We start from the raw sequence: 18,521 nt of genomic DNA on the forward strand, positions 1-18,521 counted from the left end.
TGCAATGAGGCTATTATGGGCAAGAATGTTGTGGTACTGGGTACCCAATGGGGCGACGAAGGTAAAGGTAAAATCGTTGACCTGCTCACTGATCAAGCGGCTGCGGTTGTTCGCTATCAAGGTGGACACAATGCAGGTCATACACTTGTCGTAGGTGGTAAGAAAACAGTTCTTCACCTCATTCCATCTGGTATTTTACGTGAAAACGTACTGTGCTTAATTGGTAACGGTGTCGTTCTTTCTCCTGAAGCACTGATCAAAGAGATGGGCGTTTTAGAAGCGGAAGGTGTGCCGGTTAAAGAGCGTCTACGTATTTCTCCAAACTGTCCGCTTATTCTTCCGAACCATATCGCACTTGACCAAGCGCGTGAGAAGAAACGTGGTAATGCGAAAATCGGTACTACAGGTCGTGGTATTGGTCCAGCATATGAAGATAAAGTTGCGCGTCGTGCCGTACGTGTAGCTGACCTTGTACGTGGTGGTGATCATTTGAAAGCTCAACTTGAAGAGCTTCTTGAATACCATAACTTCCAATTAACTCAATTCTACGGCGTAGAAGCAGTTAAATTAGAAGACGTATTAGCACTTTGCGACGAATGGCGTAAAGTGGTAGCACCACTTGTTGTGGATGTTACTGGCGAGCTTCACAAATACCGTAAAAACGGTGACAACATCATGTTTGAAGGTGCGCAAGGTTCATTGCTTGACGTTGACCATGGTACATACCCGTATGTAACCTCTTCAAACACGACTGCTGGTGGCGTAAGCTCTGGTTCAGGTTTGGGTCCATTACACCTTGACTATGTGTTGGGTATCACTAAAGCGTATACAACGCGTGTAGGTGCAGGTCCATTCCCAACTGAACTTGTTTACGATGCTGCTAACGATGTGGGTGATGCGATTGGTAAACACCTCGGTACTGTAGGTTCTGAGTTTGGTGCATCTACTGGTCGTCAACGCCGTTGTGGTTGGTTCGATGCTGAAATTCTACGTCGTTCTGTAGAAGTGAACTCACTTTCAGGTATTTGCTTAACTAAACTTGACGTTCTTGATGGTTTAGAAGAAGTGAAAATCTGTGTAGGTTACGAAGCTGCGGATTCTGGTTGTGTCGGTTCTTCTGATGCGCTTGCATTTGAAACTTTAAAACCGATCTATGAAACGATGCCAGGTTGGTCTGAATCGACTTTCGGCGCGAAATCTATCGATCAATTACCACAAGCTGCGCTTAACTATGTTAAACGTCTTGAGCAATTGATCGAATGCCCAATCGATATTATTTCGACTGGTCCAGATCGTGAAGAAACCATCGTTCTTCGCCACCCATTTGATGCTTAATCTTTTAGATTAGCCATTGAATAAAAGCCTCGCATTTGCGGGGCTTTTTTATATCAATTAAAATTAAAAGTGTGACGTAGGTTTTATTTTTATTAAAAAATGATGTATATTTAATCACATAACTAAAATTTTTTAAAAAGTTATAACTTATACAATAATTTTAAATGGGTAAAATCATGTTCTTAAAAAAAATTCTATTGAGTTCTTGTGTCTTATTGACTTTATCTGGTTGTACTACTGTTGCGGAACTGACAGGTAATGATTCTACAACTTTAAGTTTAAATGCTGCTCAAGATTACCAACTGATTGTAAATGATGCAAAAGCACAAAATGCTCTTGATACCTCTTCATCGACCTATAAACGCGTTAATGCAGTTTTTCTGAAAATGAAGCCATTTGCTGACCAGGTCAATAAAACAGGCCAGCAATTTGATTGGAAACTCAGTGTTTTAAAGTCAAATGAATTAAATGCATTTGTCATGCCGGGCGGTAAAGTTGTGTTTTTCACTGGTATTGTTAATCAACTTAAATTGACCGATGCTGAGATTGCGGCAATTATGGGTCATGAAATGACACATGCTTTAGAAGAGCATTCTAAACGTAGTGCAGGCGCAACTGCAATTACCGATATGGCAGTGAAATTAGGTAAATCTTATGCGGGTGAAAAGCTCGGTTCTTTAGGTTCACAAGCGGTAGATATCGGAAGTAAATATGGGGTAGGTCTACCGTATTCACGTAATCTAGAATCTAAAGCGGATCGTGGTGGGCTCATGCTTATGGCAAAAGCAGGTTACAATCCTGAAGCCGCTATTACCGTATGGGAAAAAATGAATAAAGCGGATGGTGGAAGTACCAATGGTGCGCAGAAATTTACGTCTACGCATCCATCAAATAATGACCGTATCACTGATTTAAAGAAAAACATGGTTGAAGCAAAGCAGTTATATGCAGCAAGTGCGAAAGCAAAATAAAAGTAATATGGAATTTAAGAAAAAGGAATACGCCATGTATTCCTTTTTTTTGTCTACTAAAGTTGCAGAATAAGATTCAATTCTGGCGTGATTAAATCTATTAGTATAGATTTTATTCGAAAATTCATTGAGCACGGAATGCAGAAGAATATTGCCAATACCATTTTTTATTCACTGTTGTTTGCGATGGGTGGCGCACCGACCATTGCAATGATCATTATCAAAGCGCAAACCTCCAATCCTGAAGTGATTTATCAAGCCTTGATGGGCTTATCCGTGATGATAGCCTGTATTTTGGTACCGATTATTTTGATTCAGAACGCTTACCTATGGATGAAGCGTAATAGTGAGCAAATTGAACAGCGCATCGCACCTGTGGCACGATTTTATTTGCTGTTAAATGTGTTGTGTTTGGGCTATTGGCTGAGTCAGCAATTTTTATAATTTTTCATACTCTCCTTTGCTGTATAGCGAATTACACAATTGCTATGAAAATGAAGAAAGTTTAGATTTCATCTGGCGATGCATTTGCATATAATTCAAAGAAATCTAATCATTTATATGATCCTTGGCGGAGATAACAAGAATGAATAACAAATTACTTTTAGCACTTTGTGCAAGTAGTATGATCACATTTTCAGGGTGTACCACCATGGCAAGTTTGGCGGGTGCAGACACGCAAACTTTGAACTTGAGTGCGACTGAAGGGTTTAACAAGACTTTGCAAGAAGCACGCAGTAAAGGCACGCTTGACACTAGTTCATCGACTTATCAACGCGTCAATGCGGTATTCAATCGCTTACGTCCATATGCGGATCAAGTCAATCAAACTGGGGTGAAATTTGACTGGCAGTTGGCAGTATTGAAAGCAGATACTGTGAATGCCTATGTTGCACCGGGCGGTAAAGTGGTGGTGTACACGGGTATTGTGAATAAACTCGGTTTAACCGATGCTGAAATTGCAGCTGTGATGGGACATGAGATGATCCATGCTTTAGAAGAGCATGCAAAAAGTAAAATTGGTGCGCAAGCGTTAACTGACTTGGCTTTAGGCATCGGTTTAAGTGCTGCTGGCGTTGGACAAGGTGCATCAGCTGCAGCACAATTGGGCAGTCAGATCGGGATTGGTTTACCGTATTCACGTAATCTAGAAAGCCGTGCTGACCAAGGGGGCTTAATGTTGATGGCGCGTGCAGGTTATGATCCTCAAGCAGCCATTACTTTGTGGCAGAAAATGAATAAACTCGAAGGCAGTGGTGGTTCATTTTTGTCAACCCATCCATCCAATGCGCAACGTATTCAAGCGATGCAAAAGAATTTACCTGCTGCACAAGCGATTTATAAAGCGCGTTGATACAGCCCAAATAAAAAGGATGTCGAGGCATCCTTTTTTGTCTTTAAATCTGAGCAATGCTTTGGTTGATTCTATTTGGCTTCGCATAAAACAAAGCAGTGGTTTTAGAGGATTTCTAAGTCTTTTTAAAGCGTTGCTTTAAAAAGATTTAGGGAGCAGGGTTGGGCTGTTGTTTATGAATCGCTTCGATTTCTTGCAGAATCTCTTCAGATAAATCTATGTCGAATGCGTCAATGTTTTCTTTGAGTTGATCGAGATTGGTTGCGCCAATAATGGTTGAGGTCACAAAGAATTGTTGTTTGATGAAAGCCAAAGCCAGTTGAGTTAAGCTTAAACCATGTTTCTCTGCCAACAGGGCATATTGTTCCGTTGCCCATTCGCTTTCGGGGTTGCTATAACGGCTAAAACGCGAGTAGAGCGTGACACGAGCATTAGCAGGGCGTGCACCATTACGGAACTTACCTGACAAATAACCAAAAGCTAGCGGTGAATAGGCGAGTAGACCTACACCCTCATAATGGGCGATTTCAGACATGCCGACTTCGTAAGTGCGATTCAGCAGATTATACGGATTTTGCACCGTCACCACTTTTTCTAGACCGAGTTGTTCAGCCAAATGCAAAAATTTGAGTGTGCCCCAAGGGGTTTCATTGGACAAACCGATATAGCGAATACGTCCTTTTTTGACTTCATCACTGAGCGCAGACAAGGTTTCTTCTAAATCGGTAATGTCCTGTGCAGCTTGGGCCTCTTGATTGCCATAACCCAATTTGCCAAAGAAATTAGTCGGGCGTTGTGGCCAATGGAGTTGATACAAGTCGATATAATCAGTTTGTAGACGTTTTAAATTGCCATCTAAAGCACTTTCAATATCAGCTTTGTTGAATCGGGTTTGTCCACCTCGAATCTGACTACCCCCTTGCGAGGGACCTGCAATTTTTGAGGCAATGAATAACTTGTCACGACCGCCACGTTGTTGAATCCAATTGCCTAAAATGACTTCTGTTGCGCCTTGGGTTTCAGGTTTAGGTGGAACAGGGTACATTTCCGCAGTGTCCCAAAAATTGAGACCACGATCTAAGGCATATTCGAGCTGTTCGAATGCTTCAGCTTGGGTGTTTTGCTCACCAAAAGTCATGGTGCCTAAACAGATTTCAGGCACTAAAATGCCAGTATGGCTCAAAGGTTTAAATTGCATAGGGTGTTGTCCTTAAACGTTCGACTATCTTTTATATTTCAATCAGTAGTTTAACCGAGTACAAACTGTAGATTAATGCAAAATTCAGCAATGCTATGTATAAAAAGTTAAAAGCTATGAAAGCGGATGATCAAAAAATTATGCTGTGAATGTCGCAACTGAAGCCATTAGGCGACTTAAAAATATCCAAATTTTAAGCTGAATTTTTAAGCTGACAATAAAAAAGCAAATCCGAAGATTTGCTTTTTTAGACGTGATGTTGATGTAAAGACTTATTCGTCATCTACATCATCAAGATCTTCTTCAACAGCATGAACTGCTTCTAAAGACGCATCAAAAATCAAAATGGCTTTACCATCAGTTTCGATCATGCCTTGTTCTTCAAGAGTTTTTAGAACACGACCGACCATTTCACGTGAACAACCGACAATACGACCAATCTCTTGACGAGTGATACGAATCTGACGGCCATTTGGCAAAATCATTGCTTCAGGCTGACTTGAAAGGTCGATTAAACAACGCGCAATACGACCCGATACATCGATAAATGCAAGGTCAGTCACTTTACGTGTGGTGTTTTTCAAACGGCGAACCAACTGTGCGAAAACAGCGTAGCTCAAATCAGGATATTGTTTGCTGACTTCATGGAAATTGGCATACGAAATTTCAGCAATCTCGCAAACATCACGAGTGCGAACTTCCGCTGTACGCTGTGGGTTGGTTTCAAACAGACCCATTTCCCCAAAAAAGTCCCCAGGGTTCAAATAAGCAACAACAATTTCACGGTCATCATCTTCACGTAAAATAATTGAAACCGAACCTTTTAAAATTAAATACAGTGATTTTGACTCAGAGCCAGCATCAATGATAGCAGTACGTTTTGGAAAGCGATTGATGTGGGCACGCTTAAGCAAAGCTTTGACCGATTCAGGCAGTTGACCTGGCGACAAAGCATCTGTACTAAGTTGTGAAAAATTAGAAGTCATGCTTTTTAAATTCCAAATTGGATAATAACTAGATCAAAAGTCAGAGTCGAAATCATCGCTTCTATACAGCAGAGATGAAATTCCTTATCAACTCAAATTATGCTAGTGTACAGTACACAGTAAATTTATAGCTTTTTTTAGGTAGTTGCAATGCATACTAGCGTACATTGGTTAGAGAATGTTGCTTTTGAAGCAAAATCGGAGAGTGGTCATCAAATCATCATGGATGGTGCGGAAGCTTATGGTGGTCAAAACCGTGGTCCACGTCCTATGGAGTTGATATTAATGGGACTTGGTGGGTGTGCTTCGTTTGATATTGTGACCATTTTAAAGAAATCTCGCCAAGATGTGACGGGTGTTGTGTGTGAGCTAAAAGCGGATCGTGCAGACACGATTCCGGCTGTATTTACCAAGATTCATTTGCACTTTGTGGTGACCGGTAAAGGCGTAAAAGAAAAGCAAGTTGCAAAGGCGGTTGAGCTGTCTGCTGAGAAATATTGTTCAGCCAGCAAAATGCTCTCTGACGGCGGTGTTGAAATCACCCATGATTTTGAGATTATCGAAGCTGAAGCGAGTGAATCAGAAGTGCTAAAAGCTGAATAAAAAAGTGTAAATTGAACAGCATATGGGTCTTTAAAGGATTGAATATGCAAAAAGGCAACTGAAATTCAGTTGCCTTTTTGGTTTTTAGATTAAGCTTTTTGATTAGATGGTTTTCTATTCAATCTTAGGGATTGCTGAGAAATAATTGCGGATCTACTCGAGCATTATTCAAGCTCATGCTCCAATGTAAATGCGGTCCTGTAACACGTCCTGTTTTACCAACCAAGCCGAGTACTTCACCTTGTTGAATAGGTTGACCTTGATCGACCTTAATGGCGCTTAAATGACAAAACATGCTAATCAGACCCTGACCATGATCAATCAGTACCGTTTTACCATTAAAGAAATAATCACCGACACCGACTACAACACCTGAGGCGGGGGCAACCACACGCTGACCCACAGGGGCAGGAATGTCGAGCCCAGAATGTGGGGCACGTTCTTCACCATTAAAGAAGCGTTTACGTCCAAATGAGTTGCTAAATTTACCTGCTGTCGGGCGGATAAAATTGGGAAATTCAGTCCATGTTCTTGGACTAAATGACGTGTAAATATCGTTTTGTGCTTTAGCTTCTATAGCATAACGCTCAAGTTGTTCAGGGTTTGGATTGACATACGCCTGATTCTTTACAGTTAGACGTTGTTGCGCATAGGGATAGGATTGAATATTGATTTCAATGGGCTTTTGATTGGTCTGTAATGGTAGCCTCCCCAAAGATGCTGACAAAGGAATGCCAAAGATCGCATAACGTTGCTGTTGATGTTGCGTAATCAAGATTGGCTGATTGTGGTAGCTGACCTGATGAATATTGTCTTGTAGTGGAATCACCGCTATGCCACCGGGACGGAGCGATTGTTTGGGTAAGTCTGCATATAAGGCTGTGGTATTGAAAACGAAATATAGACTGGTACAGCAGAGTGTAAATCTGTGACATAAACGAAATAAAGGCATAAAATTTTATAGTTATAAAAACATTGTAATAAGTATGCGCCTAAGACCATGATCGAACAAGAGATTATAGGCGCTATTAAACCTGAGAAGTATAGTGAGTAAAATGCCTATTATGGAAAATGAACAGAAGTTAATCTTGTACCCAAGGCAGTTTGTGAAAACGCCAACCATTAAAACGGCCACGGTGTTGGTTTTCATCTAGATCGCCCTCAAAACCTTGATCAATGTTATACACCGACTCAAATCCGGCATTAAACGCCACATTGGCTGCCGCCGCTGAGCGTTTGCCACTTCGGCACAGTAACAAGATCAGTTTGTCTTTTCCCACTTTGGTTTCTAAATCTTGTGCAAAGCGTGGATTACGATTTAAAGAAATACCTGTTGCCCACGGAATATGAATGGTGTTGGCAATATGTCCGACAAATTTACGTTCTTCTATGGTCCGTACATCGACAATCACGGCTTGCTGAGTTTGAAATAATAGCCAAGCATCTTGTGGAGAAACAGTGCCTGAAAACTCGAGATAATGGTCTTCAGCCAATTGTTTAGCACGGTTTAGAATCTCTGCAACTTCATCAGGGCTAAGCTGAGGTGTTTGGGCTAAATACGTCATAACAATGCCTTTTAAGCGCTAAAGTCAAAATATGTTTTGAGTGATTTGTGAATATGTATATGTAAATCAGGAGAGTCTAACTATTAATAAAATCACTACATATATTCAGTTTTATTAATATACATTTTTTCTATATTCTTTAAATGAATAAAAATTCAATTAGATATACTCAATATCGAAATGAAACATAGTCAAAAATGAGATATGGATATGTTGATTTGATTGATCTATTTACAGCATTTTCCAATAGAATTTACAGCATGTTTTTGAATATGGTGTTTTTTGAAATGTCTCAAGTATTTGAATAAGACTTATCTTAAATCAAGCATTTAAAAGTGATTTAACAGCTCTAAATAACGTGCAAAACATAAGATTTGAACGTTCAATTGAGGCATTTTAAATTTTCAAGATCAAAATAATAATCACAATGGTGGGTGAAAGATGGCTTGGAATATTCATAAAATTGTTGACGATTTACAACAGGTTCGTCATGAATGGCGCGTTCAGCAAAACAGTCTTAAAGAAGAGGGCGGACGTGAATTGCCCTCACGGGCAGAAATTAAAAAAATCATGGATGACCTGTGTGGCATTCTTTTCCCCATGCGCTTGGGACCGCACGATTTAAGACAACACAGTGAAAATTTCTATATTGCGCATACTTTAGAAAAGACCTTATATGCACTGCTCGAACAAGTAAAATTGAATTTGTCCTATGACTATAAATATAGAAAGCAGATTGAGAATCCAGTCGATATTCAACATTTGGCAGAAGAGATTGTTGGAGATTTTGCTGAACAATTACCCAAAATTCGAAAAATCTTAGATACCGATGTGATTGCGGCCTATGAGGGCGATCCTGCAGCGCGGAGTGTGGATGAAGTATTGCTGTGTTATCCGGGCATATTGGCGATTATTTATCACCGAATTGCACATGAATTCTATAGAAAAGACTTATCATTATTGGCACGGATCATTGCGGAATTGTCGCACTCTAAAACCGGGATTGATATTCATCCTGGTGCTCAAATAGGACAGGGGTTTTTTATCGATCATGGTACCGGTGTGGTGATTGGTGAGACCTGTATCATTGGTCAAAATGTCCGAATTTATCAAGCGGTGACACTCGGCGCTAAACGTTTTGAAATTGATAATGAAGGACGTTTGCAGAAAGAATATGCCCGTCATCCGATTGTCGAAGACAATGTAGTGATCTATGCAGGAGCAACGATTCTTGGACGCATCACCATTGGCAAAGGCGCTGTGATCGGTGGGAATGTTTGGATTACTCAAAGTGTAGAAGCGAATAGCTTTGTATTACAAAGTCATGCTTCTAAATCTCAAAATTAGATATGTAAGAGAAATATCAAAAAGACACTTAGAAGTATTTGTTTGAATGTATATTTCAAACTTTCTGACTTTAAAAAGCTCGAATCTAGATTTGGGCTTTTTATAGCATTCATACAACGCTTGAATCAGACATCTGATTAGATGATCAGCATCAAAATGTCTCAATCCATCAATAATTCAAAATGATCTGCTTTGCAACGCAAATACACTTGAAAAAGAGCCATCGAGATCACATATTATCACTAAGGTTTAATTGTTGTATTTTTATAAGTTTTTGAAAAATATATTAAAAAATTAATTGTATTAGATTGAAATTACGTTAAATGCTCCCATTAATGATTCAAGTACAGAATTTGTTGTAAGGAATAACAAGAATGCGATTTGAAAAATTTACTAATCGTCTGCAACAAGCACTCTCAGATGCACAATCTTTGGCTATGGGTAAAGACCATACGGCAATTGAAGGTATTCATATCCTAGCGGCACTACTCGATGAACCTTCTAATTTAAGTTTGTTACAGCAAGCAGGTGCAAACCCGCGTGAGTTACAAGCCAAGCTTGATCAAGCGTTAAAAGATGCAGCAACGCTGAGCTCGCCAACAGGGGATATTAATCTGAACCCTGAAGCGGTACGTGCCTTAAATTTGGCAGACAGCTATGCACAAAAAGCAGGAGATGAGTTTTTATCAACTGATTGGGTCATGTTGGCATTGGCTGAAACAGGCAATACTAAAAACTTACTCAGCAGTGTTGGTGTAAGCACAGATAAACTCCGTAAAGCGATTGAAAATATTCGAGGTGGCGACAAAGTCATGGCAAATAATCATGAAGATCAACGTGATTCACTCAATAAATACACCATTGATTTAAATGAGCGTGCGTTGTCAGGCAAGCTCGACCCTGTGATTGGTCGTGATGAAGAAATTCGCCGAACTATCCAAGTCTTATCACGCCGTACCAAAAACAACCCTGTGCTGATTGGTGAGCCGGGTGTGGGTAAAACTGCGATTGTAGAAGGTTTGGCGCAACGTATTGTCAATGGTGAGGTGCCTGAAAGCCTCAAAGGTAAACGTGTTTTATCTTTAGATTTGGGTTCATTACTGGCTGGTGCAAAATACCGCGGTGAATTTGAAGAGCGCTTAAAAGCCGTTCTTAAAGACTTAGCCAAATATGATGGTGAAATTATCCTGTTCATTGATGAGTTACATACGCTCGTAGGTGCAGGTAAGGGCGATGGTGCGATGGATGCCGGCAATATGTTGAAACCTGCTCTAGCAAGGGGTGAACTTCGTTGCGTTGGTGCAACCACATTGGATGAATATCGTCAATTCATTGAAAAAGATGCCGCTTTAGAACGTCGTTTCCAAAAAGTGTTGGTGGATGAGCCAAGTGTGGAAGATACCATCGCGATTTTACGTGGTTTGAAAGAGAAATATGCCACCCATCATGGGGTGCAAATTTTAGACTCTGCGATTATTGCTGCGGCGAAAATGTCGCATCGTTATATTACCGATCGTCAATTGCCGGATAAAGCGATTGATTTGATTGATGAAGCAGCATCACGCATCAAAATGGAAATTGACTCAAAACCTGAGCCTCTAGACCGTTTAGACCGTCGCTTGATTCAATTGAAAATGCAGCTTGAAGCCGTGAAGAAGGATGCGGATTCGGTCAGTAAAGCAGAAGTAACCCATTTGGAAAATCAAATTGCGGAAGTTCAGAAAGAATATAGCGATTTGGAAGAACAATGGATTGCAGAAAAACGTCTAGTCGATGGTACCAATCAAGCTCAGATTGAGCTCGATAAAGCGCGTACTGCCTTTGAAAAAGCACAACGTGAAGGTGATTTGGCTGAAGCAAGCCGTTTGCAATATGGCGTGATTCCTGAGTTGCAAAAACGTTTGGATGAAGAAGAAGTGGCTGAGGTGAATGAAGAGCCGAAACTGATTCGTACCAAAGTCACTGAAAACGAGATTGCTGAAGTCGTCAGTGCCGCAACCGGTATTCCTGTGTCAAAAATGCTGCAAGGTGAACGCGAGAAATTACTTCAAATGGAGTCATTCTTGCATAACCGTGTCGTAGGGCAAGAAGAAGCAGTGCAAGCTGTATCGAACGCTGTACGCCGTTCACGTGCAGGGTTGTCTGACCCGAACCGTCCAAGTGGCTCATTCTTATTCCTTGGACCAACAGGGGTGGGTAAAACTGAGTTAACCAAAGCACTTGGTAACTTCTTGTTTGACAGCGACGATGCGATTATTCGTATAGACATGTCTGAGTTTATGGAAAAACATTCCGTGAGCCGTTTGGTGGGTGCGCCTCCAGGATATGTCGGTTATGAAGAAGGTGGTGTATTGACTGAAGCGGTGCGCCGTAAACCGTATAGCGTTGTATTGTTTGATGAAGTGGAAAAAGCTCATCCAGATGTGTTTAACATCTTGCTTCAAGTATTGGATGATGGTCGTTTAACCGATTCTCAAGGTCGTGTGATTGACTTTAAAAATACCGTAATCGTGATGACGTCAAACTTGGGTTCAAATGATGTACGTGAGTTGGGTGAAGGCGCAAGCGATGATCAAGTGCGTGCAGTGGTGATGGATGCAGTATCGGAACATTTCCGCCCTGAATTCATTAACCGTATTGATGAACTGGTAATCTTCCATAGTTTGAAGAAAGCGCAAATTCGTGGCATTGCAGACATTCAATTGGATCGTTTACGTGAGCGTTTGGCAGACCGTGACTTGAGCCTAACTGTGGATGACAGTGCATTTGATCAATTGATTGATGCTGGCTTTGACCCTGTGTATGGTGCGCGTCCATTGAAACGTGCCATCCAACAACAAGTGGAAAATAGTTTGGCGCAAAAAATATTGGCAGGGGATTTTGTCCCAGGTGATAATATTTTGATCAAAGCTGAAAACGGTCAACTTGAGTTTGGTCGAGTGAAGCTGAGCTAAATGTCACTCAAACATATTTAGGTTCTGTTTCAATGTATTGATCATCGCCTAAAAACAAAGCCTGACTTCGGTCAGGCTTTTTTATGTCTTATGCAAAACTGTGAGATGTGCATGAAAGTGTCTGATGAAGTGATGAAATAATTTTATTGTGTATAAAAATTAAACAGTTTGTCGGAAATGTAAATTTGAGATTGATAATGAGCCATCAAAAACGTTATCTATATAACCAAAAGCAGAATAAAGGTGTATTAAGATGAAATATTTATTTAACAATAAAAATAGGGCGTTTAACTCAAATTTAACAAATTACAAAAAGGCAGTTTCATTAATCACTAGGCTAACTATGAGCTTATGCATGGTGTCTGCATTTAGTGTGTATGCTGAATCCGATGCATTTTTGGCAGAACAACGGGTTGAGAATCCAAAAGTAACGGAAGCATTGATTTCAGAAGTTAAACAAGAGGCACAGAAACCGGTTTCCGATCAACGCGTCAAGCATGATCAAAAAGCCACAGAGCAAGCCAATCAAATTAAAAAAGAGAATTTAGAAGAAAATGCCACATCGGACTATGAATTGAAACGTAAAACTGACACGGCAAAATTATTGAATGTCGCGAAACGAGAATACATTCCAGCCAAGCAAAGTCATGTGATTTATACAGTCGGATATGAAAACAAAAATGTGCACTTTGGCAATAAAGCAAAATAACATTGAACCTAGATCCAATTCATGTTGCGATAAAACAAAGTACACATTTTATTTAAAGCTCAGCATCAATTGTGATTCTGAGCTTAATTGATTGATAATAAACAGCTTTAAACGTTTAAGCCTGTAAGTGGCGGATACGCCAAGAACGGTGAATTTTGGTATTGCGTTTGAAGTCTAAACCAATGGTTTCATTGGTCAGTTCTTCAACGTCAAAGAATGCTTTGATTTCATCATCCAACTCAAAACCACGATAGTTATTTGAGAAGTACAATGTACCACCCGTAGTTAAGCGGTTCATGGCACGTTTTAACAATGACAAATGGTCACGTTGAATATCAAAAGTCCCGTGGAATTTTTTCGAGTTAGAGAATGTTGGTGGATCGATAAAGATTAGGTCATATTGCTCATGACCTTCTTTTAACCATTCAAAGCAATCACTTGCAAAGAATTGGTGCTGTTGATCTGCATGATCGACAGTCAAACCATTCAATACAAAGTTTTCTTTAGACCAATTCAAATAGGTATTGGATAAATCGACACTGGTGGTACTTGCAGCACCGCCCAAAGCCGCATGTAAGCTGGCAGTTGAAGTGTAGCTATACAAGTTTAAGAAGTGTTTACCTTTGGCTTCCGCAGCAATGCGTAGACGCATTTGACGGTGATCGAGGAACAAGCCTGTATCAAGGTAGTCAGTTAAGTTCACTAAAACTTTAGCTTTACCTTCTTGCACGATAAAACGTTTAGACGCCGTACTTTGTTTGGTGTACTGAGTTTTACCTTCTTGACGAGCACGGGTCTTGATAAAGATCGCATCACGACCTAGACCTGTTACGGCACGAATCCCTGCTAACGCAAGATTGAAACGTTTTTTGGCTTTTTCAGGATCAATAATTTTTGGTGGCGCATATTCTTGAACGTGTAAACGGTCACCGTATAAATCCACCGCCACGTTAAAGTCAGGTAAGTCGGCATCATAAATACGTAAGCAGTAAATATCTTCTTTCACTGCCCATTTCTTTAAGTTCTGCATGTTCTTTTGCAGACGGTTGGTAAAGTCTTCCGCACCTTCAATTTTTTCAAATTGTTGCGGTTGCCAATCGGCTAAGAATGGTTTAGCCACCGCAGCAGGTTTGATTTCACCTGAACGGATATAAATCGGCAATTTACCATTCATCAAACGCAGCGTTTGTGGCTCTTTAATTGCCAATACGTCAGCTTGCTCAATTTGCGCAGCAATAATCGCTGTTTTTTGATTTGGGAAATGCTTTTGTAGTAAACCCGATAAACCTAAATAGAACGCACGGCTAGACACTTTGTCACCTAAACGCTCACCATAAGGGGGGTTGGTCACGATCACAGCCGTTTTACCTGCGGCTTGGAAATCAGGCCAATCTGCCAAGGTACGTTCTTCAATTTGAATGCGATCTAGAAGTGATTCAAAACCAGCTGCACGGATATTTTGTTTAGTCGCTTTTACCGCTTCCCAATCTGCATCATAAGCATAGAATTTTGGCAGTGGTTTTTCTAAAGCAGCTTTATGACGTTCAGCTGCTTCACCTTTAATCGACATCCATAACTCATGGTCATGACCATTCCAACCATTGAAACCGAAACGACGTACTAGACCAGGTGCACGATCCGTCAACATCATCAATGCTTCAATAATGAATGTCCCTGAACCACACATTGGGTCAAGGAAAATATCAGGATTTGAATCTTGTAATTTTACACGACGTAAAATCGCAGCCGCTAAATTTTCCTTAATCGGTGCATCGGTCATGTAATGGCGATAGCCACGTTTATGCAGTGAATCACCTGACAAGTCTAAGCAGTAAGTATGTTCAGTTTTACCTGCTAATACATAAAGGGTAATTTCAGGTTGTTTAATATCAATGCTTGGACGTTTGCCCACAGCTTCCATAAACGAATCGACTACACCATCTTTCACACGAAGAGTAGCGAATAAACTATTTACTTTGATTTCACGTTCAATATGCAGACGCACAGCAAAGGTACTTTGTGGTGCAAAAATGAGTGACCAATCGAAGCTATTTGCGCCTTCATAGAGTTCTTCTGCCACATCACGCGCATCATGACTAAATTCAATTTCATGCGTATGAATTGGAGTGAGTACACGAGACGCTAAACGTGACCACATGCAAATACGGTATGCACTTTCAAGTGTGCCTTTGAAAACTAAACGACCTGGGAACCGTTCGATATTTTGAACCCCTAACGCTTCAATTTCTTCTTGAAGTAAGGTTTCAAGCCCATCTGCACATGTAACCCAATATGTAGAAAGACGTGGTTTCAAATTCATTTAATTTTCCAAAAGCAAACAAGCAATCTTATATTTTAACGTATTTTGAGACTTAAAACCGCATCAATAAAATGATAGGGGATGTTTTTTTATGAAGCGATTTTATTTATATAAATAATTGGTCAAGTTAGGGTGACTTCAAAATAGAGGATTGATTAAAAATAAATCATACAATTTACGTTAATGATTGAGTTTGATCTATTCTGATTGGCGATTATGATTCAATTGTCATCAACATAAGTTAAAAAACAAATATATGAAAAAGCTTTTTTTTACTTTATGGATACTCTGCTTCATGCACAGTAATGTGTGGGCAAATCTTACTAAAGATGTATTTTGGAATGCCGATAAGACTTTGGCGGTTTATACGAAAAATGTAGCTAAACAAACCAAAGTAACAATTTTGATAAAGCAAGATCAGCATTTACGAGAAATTGATATTAGCCAAGTCGAAGGTATGAATTTAGGCAAGTTAGCTCTTTATCGTAATGATTATTATGACCGAGTTGAAACGAAACCCATTGAATGGGTGTATAGAGATGATGGGAAGTTTCAGGTGAATATTCAGACACGGGTTTGGAAAAATGGTAAAAGACAAACTGTGAAAGAATATGTCACTTTTGATAAAAATGGTAAGGTGTACTGGCGCTGATGATTATTTGTTATTTCGCAATTTTATAAAAAATGTTTAAAATAAATTAATGAAAATTAATAAATAATTATAATATTTTCTAATAATTGATGAGTAATAAAAAAGCAATCAATACGCTTTGTAACTGCCAAATCAAAATGATCTCTGTATAATACGTTGACTTAACGTATAAGGAATCTCTCATGCACTTGGCGGCATTGCATTCACCGAGCCAGATTCAACTCAACCAAGATGGGCATTTAAAACATTTCCTCACCATCGAAGGTCTTTCTAAAGAAACACTGACAAAAATATTAGATACAGCCAATTCTTTCTTTAACGATCAAAACCAATTGATCACCACGCCACTGTTAGAAGGGCGCACGGTGATGAATCTCTTCTTTGAAAACTCAACCCGTACCCGTACCACTTTTGAAGCGGCTGCAAAACGCTTATCTGCCAATGTTTTAAACATTGATATCGCTCGTTCAAGTACTTCAAAAGGTGAAACGCTACGTGACACTTTGTGGAACTTAGAAGCAATGGCGGCGGATATTTTTGTAGTACGTCATTCATCTTCAGGGGCTGCACACTTTATTGCGCAAACGGTATGTCCAAATGTCGCGATTATTAATGCAGGTGATGGTCGTCATGCCCATCCAACCCAAGCGATGCTCGATATGCTCACCATTCGCCGTGAGACTAAAAAGAATTTTGAAGACATTTCCATTGCGATTATTGGCGATATCAAACATTCGCGTGTCGCACGTTCTGATGTCGCAGCATTACAAACATTAGGCTGTAAAGATATTCGCGTGGTGGCACCGAATACCTTATTGCCTTATGGCTTTGAAGAATATGGTGAAGGGGTTCGTTTGTTTAATGACATGGAAGCAGGGATCAAAGACTGCGACGTAATCATTACCTTACGGATTCAAAATGAACGGATTGATTCGCCTGCACTGGCATCTCAAGCCGAATTCTACAAAATGTATGGTTTAAACAAGGAACGCTTAGCCATGGCAAAACTGGATTGTATCGTGATGCACCCGGGGCCGATGAACCGTGGTGTCGAGATTGATTCCAGTATTGCCGATGGTCCGCAAAATGTGATTTTGCGCCAAGTGACCAACGGTATTGCAGTACGTATGGCAGTCTTGGCCTTGGCAATGCAAGGTCAGTTGCAAGAAAAAGGTTTAATTGAAGCGATTGCGGTATAAGGGATCAGTCATGACTATTGTAAAAATTGAAAATGTACGTGTCTTGGATCCAATTCAAAAAACGGATAGCGTAAAAACCGTTTATCTTGAAAATGGTAAATTGGTTGCAGAAACTGCAAATGTGACAGAAAGCATTGATGGTCAAGGCAAATGGCTCATGCCCACCATGGTGGACTTGTGTGCGCGCTTACGTGAGCCAGGTCAGCAACAACATGGTACGCTTAAATCAGAAGGTCGTGCAGCACGTGAAAATGGGATTTTGCATGTGTTTACACCTCCTGATTCAAAACCGATTGTGCAAGACAATGGCGCCTTAATCCATGGCTTGGTTGAGAAAGCCATGCTGGATGGTGGTATTTACCTTGAAGTGATTGGTGCACAAACCCAAGGTTTAAAAGGCAATCAACCTGCCAATATGGCGGGCTTAAAGAAAGGCGGATGTACGGCTGTGTCTAATGCCAATGCACCGTTTGCCGATGATGATGTCGTACTTCGTACTTTAGAATATGCTGCTGGTCTGGATATGACGGTGGTGTTCTATGCCGAAGAACATCAAATTGCCAAAGATGGTTGTGTACATGAAGGCTTCATTGCCTCTCGTCAAGGTTTACCGATGATTCCAGCGTTGGCTGAAACCATTGCGATCGCCAAATACTTATTGATGATTGAAGCGACAGGCGTGAAAGCCCACTTTGGCTTATTGTCATGTGGTGCTTCGGTTGAGTTAATTAAAATTGCGAAAGACAAAGGTTTGAAAGTCACCTGTGATGTAGCGATGCATCAGTTACATTTAACCGAACAATTGATTGATGGTTTTAACTCACTGGCACATGTGCGTCCACCATTACGTTCAGATAATGATAAACAATTATTGCGTCAAGGTTTAAAAGATGGTGTGATTGATGCGATCTGTACCCATCATGAACCTTTAAGTAGCTCTGCAAAACTTGCACCTTTTGCTGAAACTTTGCCGGGTATGACCGCTTTTGATACCTATATACCTTTGGGTGTGCAGCTGATTCAAGAAGGCTTGTTTGAACCTTTAGCATGGGTGGAGAAAGTGACGCTTGCAGCGGCAAAAGTCGCCAATATGGTTGAGCGTTGGCAAGACGAGGCGGGTTGGGTGTTGCTTGATCCTGAGCTTGAGTGGACACTCAGCAAAGATGCAATTTTGTCTCAAGGCAAAAATACGCCGTTATTGGGTCAGCGCTTGAAAGGTAAAGTCATTCAGGTGTTTACAGCCTAAGTATTTAAATGGTTGTAGAACGTTTTTGCTGTCATCTAAAGTGCCCAGCATAAACCTTTTTAAAAGTCAGCTTCGGCTGGCT

General features: G+C 40.4%; 16 protein-coding genes. 11 read left to right on the plus strand and 5 right to left on the minus strand.

Features of this window, described 5'->3' with window-relative positions; all coding sequences use genetic code 11:
• Positions 1-15 precede the first annotated feature (15 nt).
• From G8D99_RS05240 to G8D99_RS05255, 4 genes are all read left to right on the plus strand, one after another.
• Positions 16-1,335: an adenylosuccinate synthase gene (locus G8D99_RS05240; protein ID WP_166323276.1), complete on the plus strand. Its 1,320-nt coding sequence runs from the start codon at positions 16-18 to the stop codon at positions 1,333-1,335.
• Positions 1,336-1,511: 176 nt separating this feature from the next.
• Positions 1,512-2,306: a M48 family metallopeptidase gene (locus G8D99_RS05245; RefSeq protein ID WP_166323278.1), complete on the plus strand. Its 795-nt coding sequence runs from the start codon at positions 1,512-1,514 to the stop codon at positions 2,304-2,306.
• A gap of 138 nt (positions 2,307-2,444) precedes the next feature.
• Positions 2,445-2,750 carry a phosphoethanolamine transferase domain-containing protein gene (locus G8D99_RS05250; protein WP_166323280.1) on the plus strand — a complete coding sequence of 102 codons (306 nt, stop codon included), beginning with the start codon at positions 2,445-2,447 and terminating at the stop codon, positions 2,748-2,750.
• Positions 2,751-2,892: 142 nt separating this feature from the next.
• Entirely contained in the window at positions 2,893-3,660 is a 768-nt protein-coding gene (locus tag G8D99_RS05255) for a M48 family metalloprotease (protein WP_166323282.1), read from the plus strand.
• A 148-nt stretch (positions 3,661-3,808) separates the two neighbouring features.
• On the opposite strand, the gene G8D99_RS05260 is transcribed toward G8D99_RS05255, so the two are convergent.
• Together G8D99_RS05260 and crp are read right to left on the minus strand one after the other, a co-directional pair.
• Positions 3,809-4,858: an NADP(H)-dependent aldo-keto reductase gene (locus G8D99_RS05260; protein ID WP_166323284.1), complete on the minus strand. Its 1,050-nt coding sequence runs from the start codon at positions 4,856-4,858 to the stop codon at positions 3,809-3,811.
• A gap of 272 nt (positions 4,859-5,130) precedes the next feature.
• The gene (crp, locus tag G8D99_RS05265; RefSeq protein WP_166323286.1) at positions 5,131-5,844 is read right to left on the minus strand and encodes a cAMP-activated global transcriptional regulator CRP; all 714 of its coding nucleotides are present in this window, start codon (positions 5,842-5,844) and stop codon (positions 5,131-5,133) included.
• A gap of 150 nt (positions 5,845-5,994) precedes the next feature.
• On the opposite strand from crp, the gene G8D99_RS05270 reads away from it, so the two are divergent.
• Entirely contained in the window at positions 5,995-6,447 is a 453-nt protein-coding gene (locus G8D99_RS05270) for an OsmC family protein (protein WP_166323288.1), read from the plus strand.
• Positions 6,448-6,571: 124 nt separating this feature from the next.
• Here G8D99_RS05270 and G8D99_RS05275 read toward each other — a convergent pair whose 3' ends face one another.
• On the minus strand, positions 6,572-7,399 hold the full coding sequence (locus tag G8D99_RS05275; RefSeq protein ID WP_166323290.1) for a peptidoglycan DD-metalloendopeptidase family protein: 828 nt from the start codon (positions 7,397-7,399) through the stop codon (positions 6,572-6,574).
• Between the two features lie 130 nt (positions 7,400-7,529).
• Positions 7,530-8,012: a rhodanese-like domain-containing protein gene (locus G8D99_RS05280; RefSeq protein WP_166323292.1), complete on the minus strand. Its 483-nt coding sequence runs from the start codon at positions 8,010-8,012 to the stop codon at positions 7,530-7,532.
• 441 nt (positions 8,013-8,453) lie between these two features.
• Between G8D99_RS05280 and epsC the strand changes: the two genes are divergently transcribed.
• The 3 genes from epsC to G8D99_RS05295 all read left to right on the plus strand — a co-directional run bounded on the left by epsC (position 8,454) and on the right by G8D99_RS05295 (position 13,022).
• Positions 8,454-9,359 carry a serine O-acetyltransferase EpsC gene (gene epsC, locus G8D99_RS05285; protein WP_166323294.1) on the plus strand — a complete coding sequence of 302 codons (906 nt, stop codon included), beginning with the start codon at positions 8,454-8,456 and terminating at the stop codon, positions 9,357-9,359.
• A 374-nt stretch (positions 9,360-9,733) separates the two neighbouring features.
• Positions 9,734-12,313: an ATP-dependent chaperone ClpB gene (gene clpB, locus G8D99_RS05290; RefSeq protein ID WP_166323296.1), complete on the plus strand. Its 2,580-nt coding sequence runs from the start codon at positions 9,734-9,736 to the stop codon at positions 12,311-12,313.
• A gap of 355 nt (positions 12,314-12,668) precedes the next feature.
• Positions 12,669-13,022 (plus strand): hypothetical protein, encoded by a 354-nt coding sequence (locus tag G8D99_RS05295; protein WP_166323298.1) that lies wholly within the window; start codon positions 12,669-12,671, stop codon positions 13,020-13,022.
• A 115-nt stretch (positions 13,023-13,137) separates the two neighbouring features.
• On the opposite strand, the gene rlmKL is transcribed toward G8D99_RS05295, so the two are convergent.
• The gene (rlmKL, locus tag G8D99_RS05300; protein WP_166323300.1) at positions 13,138-15,342 is read right to left on the minus strand and encodes a bifunctional 23S rRNA (guanine(2069)-N(7))-methyltransferase RlmK/23S rRNA (guanine(2445)-N(2))-methyltransferase RlmL; all 2,205 of its coding nucleotides are present in this window, start codon (positions 15,340-15,342) and stop codon (positions 13,138-13,140) included.
• 295 nt (positions 15,343-15,637) lie between these two features.
• Here rlmKL and G8D99_RS05305 point away from each other — a divergent pair, with 295 nt between their 5' ends.
• The 3 genes from G8D99_RS05305 (at position 15,638) to G8D99_RS05315 (ending at position 18,439) form a co-directional block, all read left to right on the plus strand.
• Positions 15,638-15,994 (plus strand): hypothetical protein, encoded by a 357-nt coding sequence (locus tag G8D99_RS05305; protein ID WP_166323302.1) that lies wholly within the window; start codon positions 15,638-15,640, stop codon positions 15,992-15,994.
• A gap of 182 nt (positions 15,995-16,176) precedes the next feature.
• Positions 16,177-17,193: an aspartate carbamoyltransferase catalytic subunit gene (locus G8D99_RS05310; RefSeq protein ID WP_166323304.1), complete on the plus strand. Its 1,017-nt coding sequence runs from the start codon at positions 16,177-16,179 to the stop codon at positions 17,191-17,193.
• Positions 17,194-17,203: 10 nt separating this feature from the next.
• Positions 17,204-18,439, plus strand: a complete 1,236-nt coding sequence (locus G8D99_RS05315) for a dihydroorotase (protein WP_166323306.1) — start codon at positions 17,204-17,206, stop codon at positions 18,437-18,439.
• Positions 18,440-18,521: the final 82 nt, after the last annotated feature.

Origin of the sequence: Acinetobacter lanii (genome assembly GCF_011578285.1) — a bacterium.
GTDB classification, from domain to species: Bacteria; Pseudomonadota; Gammaproteobacteria; order Pseudomonadales; family Moraxellaceae; genus Acinetobacter; species Acinetobacter lanii.

What these genes read in the sequence shown, in the direction of transcription:
- G8D99_RS05240 (WP_166323276.1), top strand. Translation starts at nt 16, where the DNA reads ATGGGCAAGAATGTTGTGGTACTGGGTACCCAATGGGGCGACGAAGGT.
- G8D99_RS05245 (WP_166323278.1), top strand. Translation starts at nt 1,512, where the DNA reads ATGTTCTTAAAAAAAATTCTATTGAGTTCTTGTGTCTTATTGACTTTA.
- G8D99_RS05250 (WP_166323280.1), top strand. Translation starts at nt 2,445, where the DNA reads ATGCAGAAGAATATTGCCAATACCATTTTTTATTCACTGTTGTTTGCG.
- G8D99_RS05255 (WP_166323282.1), top strand. Translation starts at nt 2,893, where the DNA reads ATGAATAACAAATTACTTTTAGCACTTTGTGCAAGTAGTATGATCACA.
- G8D99_RS05260 (WP_166323284.1), bottom strand. Translation starts at nt 4,858, where the DNA reads ATGCAATTTAAACCTTTGAGCCATACTGGCATTTTAGTGCCTGAAATC.
- crp (WP_166323286.1), bottom strand. Translation starts at nt 5,844, where the DNA reads ATGACTTCTAATTTTTCACAACTTAGTACAGATGCTTTGTCGCCAGGT.
- G8D99_RS05270 (WP_166323288.1), top strand. Translation starts at nt 5,995, where the DNA reads ATGCATACTAGCGTACATTGGTTAGAGAATGTTGCTTTTGAAGCAAAA.
- G8D99_RS05275 (WP_166323290.1), bottom strand. Translation starts at nt 7,399, where the DNA reads ATGCCTTTATTTCGTTTATGTCACAGATTTACACTCTGCTGTACCAGT.
- G8D99_RS05280 (WP_166323292.1), bottom strand. Translation starts at nt 8,012, where the DNA reads ATGACGTATTTAGCCCAAACACCTCAGCTTAGCCCTGATGAAGTTGCA.
- epsC (WP_166323294.1), top strand. Translation starts at nt 8,454, where the DNA reads ATGGCTTGGAATATTCATAAAATTGTTGACGATTTACAACAGGTTCGT.
- clpB (WP_166323296.1), top strand. Translation starts at nt 9,734, where the DNA reads ATGCGATTTGAAAAATTTACTAATCGTCTGCAACAAGCACTCTCAGAT.
- G8D99_RS05295 (WP_166323298.1), top strand. Translation starts at nt 12,669, where the DNA reads ATGGTGTCTGCATTTAGTGTGTATGCTGAATCCGATGCATTTTTGGCA.
- rlmKL (WP_166323300.1), bottom strand. Translation starts at nt 15,342, where the DNA reads ATGAATTTGAAACCACGTCTTTCTACATATTGGGTTACATGTGCAGAT.
- G8D99_RS05305 (WP_166323302.1), top strand. Translation starts at nt 15,638, where the DNA reads ATGCACAGTAATGTGTGGGCAAATCTTACTAAAGATGTATTTTGGAAT.
- G8D99_RS05310 (WP_166323304.1), top strand. Translation starts at nt 16,177, where the DNA reads ATGCACTTGGCGGCATTGCATTCACCGAGCCAGATTCAACTCAACCAA.
- G8D99_RS05315 (WP_166323306.1), top strand. Translation starts at nt 17,204, where the DNA reads ATGACTATTGTAAAAATTGAAAATGTACGTGTCTTGGATCCAATTCAA.